The organism is Armatimonadota bacterium (genome assembly GCA_029907255.1).
Lineage (GTDB): Bacteria > Armatimonadota > UBA5829 > DTJY01 > DTJY01 > JAIMAU01.
Genome location: JARYMF010000001.1, coordinates 106,765 through 118,453 on the forward strand (window position 1 = coordinate 106,765; position 11,689 = coordinate 118,453).

Annotated in this window: 8 protein-coding genes; 2 read left to right on the plus strand and 6 right to left on the minus strand. The window is 46.4% G+C overall.

Features of this window, described 5'->3' with window-relative positions; genetic code table 11:
* The first annotated feature begins 103 nt into the window (after window positions 1-103).
* Both QHH26_00455 and QHH26_00460 read left to right on the plus strand, forming a co-directional pair.
* Window positions 104-1,219 carry a hypothetical protein gene (locus QHH26_00455; GenBank protein MDH7480426.1) on the plus strand — a complete coding sequence of 372 codons (1,116 nt, stop codon included), beginning with the start codon at window positions 104-106 and terminating at the stop codon, window positions 1,217-1,219.
* Between the two features lie 49 nt (window positions 1,220-1,268).
* On the plus strand, window positions 1,269-4,388 hold the full coding sequence (locus QHH26_00460; GenBank protein MDH7480427.1) for a heparinase II/III family protein: 3,120 nt from the start codon (window positions 1,269-1,271) through the stop codon (window positions 4,386-4,388).
* Window positions 4,389-4,443: 55 nt separating this feature from the next.
* Here the strand turns inward: QHH26_00460 and QHH26_00465 are convergent, their stop codons facing one another.
* The 6 genes from QHH26_00465 to purE form a co-directional block, all read right to left on the minus strand.
* Window positions 4,444-6,321 (minus strand): hypothetical protein, encoded by a 1,878-nt coding sequence (locus QHH26_00465; protein MDH7480428.1) that lies wholly within the window; start codon window positions 6,319-6,321, stop codon window positions 4,444-4,446.
* Between the two features lie 190 nt (window positions 6,322-6,511).
* On the minus strand, window positions 6,512-7,192 hold the full coding sequence (gene purN / locus QHH26_00470) for a phosphoribosylglycinamide formyltransferase (GenBank protein ID MDH7480429.1): 681 nt from the start codon (window positions 7,190-7,192) through the stop codon (window positions 6,512-6,514).
* Window positions 7,193-7,242: 50 nt separating this feature from the next.
* Window positions 7,243-8,277 (minus strand): phosphoribosylformylglycinamidine cyclo-ligase, encoded by a 1,035-nt coding sequence (gene purM / locus QHH26_00475; GenBank protein ID MDH7480430.1) that lies wholly within the window; start codon window positions 8,275-8,277, stop codon window positions 7,243-7,245.
* Entirely contained in the window at window positions 8,274-9,740 is a 1,467-nt protein-coding gene (gene purF, locus QHH26_00480) for an amidophosphoribosyltransferase (protein ID MDH7480431.1), read from the minus strand. The genes purM and purF overlap by 4 nt, the downstream gene beginning before the upstream one ends.
* Before the next feature lie 96 nt (window positions 9,741-9,836).
* Window positions 9,837-11,126, minus strand: a complete 1,290-nt coding sequence (purB, locus tag QHH26_00485) for an adenylosuccinate lyase (protein MDH7480432.1) — start codon at window positions 11,124-11,126, stop codon at window positions 9,837-9,839.
* Between the two features lie 64 nt (window positions 11,127-11,190).
* Window positions 11,191-11,646, minus strand: coding sequence for a 5-(carboxyamino)imidazole ribonucleotide mutase (gene purE, locus QHH26_00490; GenBank protein ID MDH7480433.1), 456 nt, complete (start codon window positions 11,644-11,646; stop codon window positions 11,191-11,193).
* Window positions 11,647-11,689: the final 43 nt, after the last annotated feature.

Sequence of the window (11,689 nt, forward strand, 5' to 3'; positions counted from 1 at the left end):
AGTATTACTCACTGATAAAAAAGTCAATATGTTCCGTTGACACTTGCTTTCCAAGGGTGTAATCTACTCTTGTTACAGCGAAAATTATTTAGTGAGGGCAAGGATGCGCATAATTTTAATAGTGGCAGTGCTACCTCTAGTTCTTTGCGCAATCATTTCCTCAGTAGCAGCTCAAGAAGTACCAGAAGAAAGTACAAGCAATGCTTCTGCAGAGTTGGCAACGAGTGGAATGGTGATAGATGGTATCCCCGAACTTCACTTTGGAAAAGGGAGAGACTGCACCTTTTTTGGTGCACTAAGTACTTGCCTATGCCATCTGGGAGAGCAAGTGACTTATGAGTACCTAATGGGCGTGTCTGGGGCCGCATTCGCAACCAGGTTCCGAAAAGATTGGTCTGTGTTATCTGCTGATCCAACGGTCGTACCAGACCATACAAAAGCTGCTTTACAAGCTGTTGGTTATTCATATGAATGGATAGGTTCAGGGATGCAGACTGCCCAGCAGTTGGTAATAGACAGTATTGATAGAGGTGTCCCTGTGGTTGCTATGCAATTGGCTAACTATTTGGATTGGGGGCTGATTGTAGGATACTCCAGGGGTGGCGATATTTGGGTTTGCCGCACCTATCATGACAAAGGAGCGGATTACTCCAAGGCGGCGAAACTTCCGCCAACCATGCTTATTCTTGGCCAGAAAAGCGAGCCCCCAAGTACCGATGAATTGCTCAAGCGCTCGGTCGAATTGGCTGTTCAATTTGCCAAAGGCGAGAAAAGACCATCGGATTCAAGGTTTGAATCCGGGTTAAAAGCATTTGATGCTTGGGCAGATGCGCTTCAGTCCTCCGAACTTGCACAGACTACAGGTAGGCAACTTGAGATCCTTCAACACATCAACGCATGGCTCTATAGCTGTTTGGTGGATGCCCGGACAGCTGGCGTGGCGTATCTTAGGTGGGCTGCCAAACTACTGAAGGGTGATGCAGCAAAACACCTCAACGAAGCTGCCAATCTATATGATGAAGAGGTCAAGCTCCTTAAAGATGGACGGGAAGCTGTACCTTATCCTTCCAAAAATGAATCCGAGGTGAGATGGACCGCAGAACTGCGTGCAAAACAAATTGAGGTGTTGAGGGCGGCGCTCGAAAAGGAGAAAGAGGCGATTGCAAATCTTGAAAAAGCAATATCTAGCTTCAATGCGAACGAGGCAGTGGGACCATAAAAGTAAGGCTTTACTACTACTATTGCTAGTTATCGCTGGACTTTTTAACATGGTTGATAAATTATGCGCAGAATCAGATATTCCAAGCAAGACTAGTCGGTCGCTAACCTCGGAAGCCGAAATTCGACAAATTCGCGAAAACATAGCGAATTACCAAAGGGCTAAGGAAATTGCGAGTCAAATTTTAAAGGCAGCTGATGAATGGGTTGCATTATCAGACCGCTATGTTTGGGAGATGATTCCACCTTCCGATATTCCACGTGCTTTTAACTCTTCTTTTGAGGGATGCCCTGTCCATGGAAAGGAGTACTTCAAATTTGGCAATTACTCCTGGAAAATGGACCCATTTAACAAACCTTGGAAGATTGTTTGTCCTGTCGGTGGTGAGGAATATCCATCAAATGATTTTTGGGCTTATTACAAAACAAAAGATAGGAGTTTGCTTACCGGAGATTACCCGGATGATGGTTGGGGCTGGCGAAAACCAGGCGATAAATATAAACATTGGTTCGTAGGCTATTACTGCCATTGGCTCTGGTATAAATATATAATTCCCGCGGTTCAAAACCTTAGTTTTGCTTATCAAATAACTGGCGATGCAAAGTATGCTCGGAAAGCAATCTTAATGCTTGACAGGATTGCCGAACTCTACCCTTCTATGGACCACAACAAGCAGTCCAGGTATGCTACGGAGTTTAACCCTAAATACCAAGGGAAAATTCTTAATTGCATATGGGAGACTGGGGTTGTGTCGCAGCTGGCTATAGCCTATGACAATGTTTTCGATATCCTTGCTGCTGAAGGACAATTTGTTGCTAACGATTCCGATTCCCCGCTAACCGGAAAAACCAACGCTGAAATTCGTCAGAATATTGAAAAGAACCTGCTCAGAGAGGCAGTCCAAGCTGTATTTGCTGGTAAGATTCAGGGCAACTATGGAATGCACCAGCGCACCCTCCTTATTCTAGCACTTGTACTTCAAGACGAAAAACTAAAACAGCGTGTGGCTGATTACATCATGAACAACAACGACGGTCGTTTAGCTCATGAAGGATACAGCTATGCGTTAGATAACTTCATACTTCGTGAAGGGATAGCATTCGAATCGGCACCAGGTTACTGTCTGGGTTGGTGTAGTAATTTGCATTGGGTGGCGGAGTATTTGGACAGGCTTGGAGTGAATATCTATTCCCATTCCAAACTCAAGCGTATGTTTGCCGCCTACAACGAACTCAAGGTGCTTAGTATGTTTACGCCTGCAATTGGTGATTCGGGCGACGTCAGTTCTGGCGCTATCGAGATGCCTACACAAATAGCTAGGAAAGGATTACAGCTTTTTGGCAGTCCAGAGTTCGCTCGAAGCCTTCTGGAAAGAGGAGTTTTCGGAGAAAAGTCATTCGGAAGCTACTTTGACCTGCGATATCCGCCTTTGGAAGAGAACGAGCTAAGAAAAATTGCTGAGAAAACAGCAGAGAAGCATTCTGGCAGTCGGAATCTAGGCGGATATGGCCTTGCTATATTAGAAGTGGGCAAGAAAAGAGATGGCGTGGGTGCGGCAATATATTACGGTCCCGCATGCGCTGGTCACGCACATTTTGACAGACTGTTCATGGAAGTTTACGGCTATGGGAAAAAGCTAATTCCAGACTTTGGCTATCCACAATTCGCTGCAGAATCAAAGGATCCACCTGCTTGGGAGCGAAATACCCTCAGCCACTACACCGTGACTGTTGATGCATCCCGTCAAGCAACTCAAAAGAAAGGGATTTTAAACCAATTTGCTGTTACGCCCGAAGTTCGCATGAGCGATATCTCTGCACCCGATGCCTACCCGCATTTGGACGAATACCGGCGCGTAACACTTTTAATCGGGAGTAAAGATGAAAATCCATATTTTGTTGATTTCTTTATCGTCAAGGGAGGAAAGTCTCACGATTACAGCATTCATGGCTTTACAGACTCAATTGCAACCGAGGGCATAGAACTTTCCGCACCGCAAGTTAAGGGTACACTTGCAGGAGAAAATGTGCCTTATGGATTTCTTTATGACGATTTGGAATTGGAAGAGCCTGACAAAACCAGGTCCTATCATTCTTATAAAGGAAGCGGCTATTCCTACCTATATAATGTCCAGCGCGGCATTCCATCGCGTACATGGTCGGCGACGTGGGCTGATAATGAAGTTGGCATTCGGGCTATTTTTCCGTTGCAAGATGTTTCCGAAGTCGTTGTGGCTGATGGCAATCCTCCAAAACGACCAGGTAGTCCGGAGTCGCTCAAGTATGTTCTTATTCGGAATTCAGGCAATGAGTGCCTTCATAGTCGCTTTATTTGTGTGCTTCAGCCATTCAAAGTACAACAAAAGCTTCCCAAACCGCTTGAAGTTCGCCGAATCAAAACTGAAGGAGGCGACATCATAAGAATAAAAAGCGAGCATGGTGTTGATTATGTTTACCTTGCGGAGGATCCTGTAAGAGAAGTCAAGGTTGGTGGGCTTTTGGTTAGCGGTTCGTGTGTTGTGCTTAGAATGGATGCCCAGCATAAGCTAAAGTCAATTTTTATAGCAGGCGGCGGCAAAATTTGTCAAGGTTTGCTCTCCGTTGAAACCGGTCCGTCGCAGAAGGGTCGCGTTCTGTCGGTTGATTTTGAAAAGAACGAAATTACTATTGAGGCTGATTTGGAGGCTAACAGTCTTATTGGAAAAACAATCCTTTTTGGACGCTCGAACTATCGCATTGAGTATGCACATAGGAAAGCCAAAAAGTTGATACTTGGATTTGGCGAGTACAGTCCTCGGACTGGCAAAGTTGTTCTAGATTCGTTTGATGAGAAAGGCGGATTTTTTACAACTAAGAATCTTTTATACTTTTCGGCTTCGGGGTGCTACAAGGATTCATGGCTTATTAATGAGGATTTCTCGTCATGGCACCGCGTTGCGGACGTTGAAGGTGGCAAGATAATTCTCAAGGATGCGGCCAATCTCAAGTCGGGGTTTGTGGATAAGAACGGCGATGGAAGAATAACGGCTTATTTTTATGATGTTGCCCCAAGCCAGGAATATGAAATACCGGCGCTATGTTTTATTGGGCGTAACACGAATGGCTGGTGTATTGATTCCAACACCCAGGTGAGGGCTGGACTACCAGATGGTTCAAAGCTTTACCAATGAGCAAAAACCATGTTGGTTAAACGGCATTTTGCTTCAGGTCTTCGTTTTTGGTTTGCTATCCCAATGCCTCCAAATCTACCACACATGCTCCACGGCTAAAGGTAACGACACGGCGCTGATCTTTTATGGATGCTAGGGCGTTTTCTAGGTTTTCCAATTGCTCGATGGCCGATGCGCGTTCGAATGAGTCCGGTTCGTAGTATCGGAGGACATCTTGAAGAATCTGGCGATATTCCTCGAAGTTTTCGCGTTTGCCGTAGTACTCTTCATCAAGGTATTCGCACATTGCTTGGGATTGGTTCTCACGTACGAGAATTGAAACGCATCCGCCTTTGCCTGCGCCTGTAAGCTTGCTTCCAAGATATCCAGGCCCGCGCCTTGCAATGTTTATCAGTCGGTCGAGTTGGGAGTTCGAAACTCTGAAATCAAATGCAAGGATATGCTGAAGTTGCTCCACGAGCTCGCCCACCATTACGCGGTATCGGTCATATTCAGGCGAATCTACAGTGAGCTCGCCTCGTTTCAACCGATTCTCAGCTTCGAGGAATATTTTCTCCAATTTTCTGCCAATTATATTTTCCTTATAAAAAAACCTTGCCGTTGTGCGCGTGTGATACCCGCCGATGGACCTTTTTGGTTTGGTATAAAGTTGTTCAATAGTTTCTCTATCCTTCCCAAGGATACGTGCTGCCTCATCAGGGGTGATTTTTACTGGCAGGAGAAGAATTAGCTCCTCGATGGCTGCATTGGGAATGCCCAAGATGTCTTCATCTAGGCTGCCGAATTTGTGATAATTTGCCTCGATTTTGTCCCAATATTCAGGATGTGTTTCCAAAAGATGGGGTTCATTCTCAACCTCGAAGCCAAAGCGCTTTTTAATTAGGTTGGACAGCCAGCCTGAACCATGAGCTTTGCCCTGGTTGCGTGCGTCCTTTACCTCGGCTATAATCAGCTTCATTAATTCATCGCCCAGTTCCATCCAACCTTTTCTCATATTGAAGCTTTGGTTGCCTGTTAGTGACTTATTTACCTCCCACAGCGAGTTTGCCAACACGACGTGGACTCCCCTTAAGAAGGGCAGGGGAGTGGATTCGAGCGGTGTCCGTGAGTGCCGGTTGTAGAGTACGCAATTTGGCATATTCCGCAAAATCGTTGTCTGGTCATTTGCGCCGCCGTGTGTGCCGACATACCACTCTGCCTCGCCGAGCATTTTGCATATTTCTGGCACTTCCCATGATGGCAGGCGGTCACGATTTGAGAGATAAAGCGCTAGGAATGAGAGTACAACGACTGCCGATGATGAGCTTGTTCCCGCGCGGAATGGTGCGGTTGCACGCCCGAAGGATATGTCAGCACCTTTTAGTTCCAGCGAAGGCGAGTCCCACATCACTCGAAGATAGGGACTAATAACGTAGTTCGTCCATTTGCCTTGTGGTCTGCCGAAGTGTGGAATTACCAGTGTTCTGTTGTCCCAATTATCAGCCATTCTTGCATGTCGGCATAAAGGCTCATCTGCAAAGCGTCTAAACTCCGCCGAGATGGATAATTCTTCGGGAGGAAAAAGAGGATTAATGTTCGCAAGGTTTAGTGTGTTATCTTCTCTTGGTGAAACACAGGCGGGCACATCACCGTCAATCGTGGTTGACATGTGGTCTCCAGCACACATGTCGAGATACTCAAGGAACGCATTTAGTCGTCCAGGTGCACGGATTAGGAAAGTAGGTCGGTTGCCAACTCGCTCTGCATGAAACTTTGCAACTTCTGCCAGCCGCTTCCTTTGCGCTGCAATGTAGTCGGGCTGTGAGTTTGCGTAAATTTCTTCGCCTAGATATCGGTCAATTGCAGGTCCTCCAGCCTCAAGCATGCGCACAATTTCTAACGCTGGCATAGGTTTTGCGGATATTGTAAACGTCTTTGAATCTTCAATAGACATAGCCATACCCAAAAAGATTACCGCAACGCTTTAAGTGGAGTCAATAGATCTCCAAGCACAAAACAAGAAATTGTTTAATATTCTTTTGAATGAAGAAAGAGAGCTTCCTAGTCGAATGCCATATTGATAATGCCAGGGAATAAAAAAATTATTTTGGAAGTGCAATAAGTGGGCTGGTTTTAGCAATTGGCTATTCTCGGACAGTTTCATCGTTTTGCAGTTCTTGTGCAGGACGGATATGCACGACACGGCCTTCAATTGAGAGACGACCTTCTGCGAAAAGCTGGATTGCCTCAGGATATGCTTTGTGTTCCTGGACTAGCACCCGCGCTGCCAGCGTTTCTGGTGTGTCTCCTTCCTCGACGGGCACGACTTTCTGGAGTATTATTGGCCCGGTATCGTATTCCTCATCGACGAAGTGGACTGTGCAACCGGAGTATTTGACTCCATATTCGAGTGCGGCGCGGTGAACGTGCTCGCCAAACATTCCTTTCCCGCAAAACATCGGGATGAGCGCAGGATGAATGTTCATTATCCGCCAGCGGTAGGCGCTTACAACATTGGCGGGAAGTATTCTCATATAGCCGGCAAGACAGAGGAGGTCTATTTTGTGTTCAGCTAAAACATCAAGAATGGCTTTGCCATATGCTTCGTCGCTTTCGTATGCTTTTGGTTTAATCTCAACCGCCAAAATGCCTTGACTTCTAGCACGCTCCATGGCAGGTGCATCATCTTTTACACCGATTACTACGGCGACCCTGCCAGTTATTCTGCCTTCCTTGCAGGCATCAATTATTGCCTGCATGTTGCTCCCCCGGCCGTGACCAGAAACCATTACCGCAATATTGATACTTTTCGGGTTGTTTGTCATTTGATTATTGCTCTCAATTCCTCACGAGGATAATCTGCATCTGCGAAAGCTTAGATAACCTGGACTTCGCGACTGCCTTTTCGCACCTCTCCAATCGCATATGCATTTTCACCTAGTTCTTTAAGCCTGGCAACAATTTTCATCGCTTGTTCGCGTGGGACGATTAGAATATAGCCAATGCCCATGTTAAATGTGCGATACATCTCGGGTTCGGCAATGTTCCCCATTTCCTGAATTAGCCTAAATATCGGCGGTGCTTCCCATGCCTGCCGATATACAATGGCTTGGCAGTCCTCAGGAAGGGCCCGCGGAATGTTGTCGTAGAATCCGCCTCCTGTGATATGTGCCATCCCGTGTATATCAAATTCTGAGAGCAAAACTTGCACGGGTTTTAGATAGATTTTATGAGGAATTAGAAGAGCCTCGCCCAGGGTTGTTCCTAGCTCTGGGATGTCTTGGTCAACTCGCATTTTTGCCATATCAAAGAAGATGTGGCGGACAAGAGAATATCCGTTGGTATGTAATCCGCTAGAGGCTATTCCGACCAATACATCGCCTGGAAGCACTTTTGAGCCATCAACAATTTTGTTTCTATCTACCAAGCCAATAATACAGCCCACTAGGTCGTATTCGTCAGGAAGGTAGAATCCGGGGAGTTCTGCCGTCTCGCCGCCAATCAACGCACACCCGGCGTTCTTGCACGCTTCTGCAGTGCCTTTTACGACTTCAACAACTACTTCGGGATTGAGTTGGCTTGTGCCAAAGTAATCAAGGAAAAATAAAGGGCGCGCACCTTGGACAAGGATATCATTAACACAGTGGTTGACGATATCGTGGCCAACTGTATCATGTTTTTTTAGCATGAAGGCAATTTTGAGTTTAGTGCCAACGCTGTCAATGCTAGAAACAAGCACAGGCTGTTGTGTGTCTTTCAGGTCTAATTGATACATGCTTCCAAAAGCACCCACGTCAGTCAGAACGCCTGGTGTAAAGGTTGACCTTATATATTCCTTCATTCGGAGAACCGCTTCATTAGCGGCATCAATGTCCACTCCAGCGGCTTTATAGGTTGTTCTTTCCTTCATCGCGCGCTCCTTCCTGCAAATATCTCGTGCTCGCGCTTCTTTTCCTCTTCTGGTTCAAACGCAAACTTGGAAACCTTGATATGATGCGGAATTTCGATTGGATATTTGCCATCAAAGCAGGCTAGGCAGAACTTATCACGCCGAAGCCCGATTGCTTGAACAAGCCCTTTGATGCTCAAATAACCTAGGCTGTCGGCACCGATATGCTGGCGAATCTCTTCAACCGACATGTTAGCAGCGATTAATTCGGATTGTTTTGCCATATCGATTCCATAAAAACATGGGTATTTAATCGGCGGTGAGCTAATTCGAACGTGAACTGCTATTGCACCAGCGTCACGAAGCATCTTGACGGTTGGTCTTGTGGTTGTTGCTCGAACAATGCTGTCTTCGACCATTACCACTCTCTTGCCTGCTAATGTTTCTTTTACAGGGTTGAATTTCATTCGCACGCCTAGGTCGCGCATCCTTTGATTGGGTTCAATAAACGTTCGATGAATGTACCGATTCTTGATTACGCCCTCGCCATATTGAATGCGCGATGCCGCTGCATATCCAATTGCTGCAGGTGTGCCGGTATCGGGGATTGGGATAACTACTTGAGCATCGGGTGCTGGGTGCTCTTGCGCGAGCTCGTGGCCCATCCTCTGGCGCACAAGATGCAGTGTCTTGTGATACATCATGCTATCTGGTCTGGCGAAGTAGATAAACTCAAACACACAGAGGGCGTGTTTGCGCGTTGGTATAGCTTGAACTTCACGCAAACCCGACTTGTCGATGATTGCTATCTCACCGGGTTCGATTTCGCTGACAAACTTTGCTCCCACAAGGCTTAAGGCACACGTTTCTGATGAAAGGATGTAATTTTGGTGGTTGAATCTTCCAATGCAGAGTGGACGTATCCCGTATGGGTCCCGAACACCCAACAATTTATCGCGCGTGAGAATAACTAGTGAGTATGCGCCACTAATCTTATGCATGGTTTCGGTGATTGCGTCTTCGATTGAGGAGGCATCACTGCGGGCGATTAGCTTGGCGATTATTTCGGTGTCGCTTGTTGAAGTGAAAGTTTCGCCATCAGCTTCAAGTTCGGAGCGGAGTTCTGCAGCGTTGATTAAATTTCCATTGTGCCCAATCGCGATTGTTCCAAACTTTGATTCGCAAACTATAGGCTGAGCATTTTGCACGATGGATGACCCAGTAGTGGAATATCGGTTGTGGCCAATAGCAATATGACCACGCAGTTCTGCAAGGATTGATTCGGTAAAAATTTGGTTCACAAGGCCCATGTCCTTGTGAACGCGGATGACTGAGCCATCCGAGACTGCAATTCCAGCGCTTTCTTGGCCGCGATGCTGTAAGCCAAATAGGCCGAAGTACGTTAGCCTTGCAACGTCTTCACCTTCTGCATAGACGCCAAATACGCCGCATTCTTCGTGTGGACGATCAAAGTTTTGACACATAGTACAAATCCATTTTATAGCTTGAAGTTATTGTTGGTGACTTCATACAGAGGACGTTGTTTGTAAATTGTTTAGCCTCTTTAGAATACATTGGAGTCAAATTCCCAATCTCTCGAATATAACATCCACGTTGCGCACATGGTGGTGGTAGTCGAAAATTTCTTCAAGTTCGTCCCTGCTTAAGAAAGCTGTAACTCGTGGGTCCGATTCAAGCGCTTCTTTGAAGTTTTCACCTTCCCATGCCTTCGCAGAGTTTTCCTGCACTATGACATATGCGTCTTCGCGCGAGAGACCCTTCTCTATGAGCTTTAACATTATTCGCTCGGAGAACACAAGGCCGCCCATTTTTTCTAAGTTGCGCATCATGTTTTCAGGATAAATCACTAACCGCTCTACAACGCGAGTAAATGTATTAAGCAGGTAATCAATTAATATGCAATTATCTGGAATGATGATTCTCTCAACCGAAGAGTTGGTTAGGTCGCGCTCATGCCATGTAACGATATTCTCTAGTGCTGGAATGGTGTTCGAGCGAACCACTCTGGCTAAGCCGGCAATCTGTTCTGAAAGCCTTGGGTTGCGCTTGTGTGGCATTGCTGACGACCCTTTCTGGCCCTTGGCGAAGTATTCCTGGACCTCCAAAATCTCGGTGCGCTGTAGGTTCCTAAGCTCAGTTGCAAAGTTTTCTAGTGAACCGGCGATGATTGCAAGCGTTGTTTGAAATTGCGCATGGCGGTCGCGAGCAATGATTTGAGTAGAATGCTCGGCAGGTTTCAATCCCAAAACGTTGCAAACGTATTGTTCAACTCGTGGGTCTATATTTGCATAAATACCGACAGCTCCAGATATCTTCCCGTAGCTTATCGCTTCGCGGGCATTCGACATGCGTTCGATGTCTCGAAGGATTTGAGCATACCAACCAGCAAGCTTAAAACCAAATGTGATTGGCTCAGCATGTATGCCATGCGTTCTGCCAATCATGAGTGTGTACTTATGTTCGCGTGCTCTGGCTCGCACGACCTCCGCTAGCCGTTTGAGGTCTTCGAGAATCAAATCTGCCGACTCTCGCATGAGGAGCGCTAAAGCTGTATCAACAACATCGTATGAGGTAATTCCGTAGTGAACATACTTGCCTTCTTCGCCTACATTCTCTGCGACACATTTGACGAAAGCCATTACATCATGCTGAGTAGTTTCTTCGATTTCAAGACAGCGCTCAACTGTAAAGCGTGCCTTGGCTTTGATCTTTGAAGGTGCATCCTTGGGAATATAGCCATATTCGGCTAACGCTTCGGCTACAGCTATCTCAACTTCAAGCCATTTTTGGTACTTGTTTTCTAGTTCCCAAATGGCCTTCATTTTTGGGAGCGAATATCTGTCTATCATTTCATCCTCTGTTCCCTATTTTGTTTTGCAAAGTGGCTCTAAAATACAGCGCGCGCAGTAAATTTTACGGCTTGATGTTCTTTGCCTCGATTTCGGCGGCAAGCTTTGCCTTGTATTCCTTGATCTTCTCTCTAATCTCTGGGTATTTGACCGAAAGAATCTGGGCAGCCAATATTCCAGCGTTTTTTGCACCGTTTATTGAGACTGTTGCGACCGGCACACCTGAGGGCATTTGCACAATCGAAAGTAGAGAATCCAAGCCATTAAGACTTGCAGATTTAATTGGCACGCCTATCACGGGAATGGGGGTAAGTGCGGCGAGCACACCGGGAAGGTGTGCCGCTCCTCCAGCACCGGCAATTATGACTTCGATTCCCATGTCTTCTGCGCTTTCTGCGTATTTGATTGCCAGCCTAGGACTGCGGTGCGCCGAGATAACTTTGACCTCGTGCTCTATGCCGAGGTCATCCAGTATCTTTGCTGCCTCTTGCATAACTTGGAGGTCGGAGTCACTTCCCATGAGAATGCCAACTTTTGCGGCCACGTTAACCTCCTTCGCAATA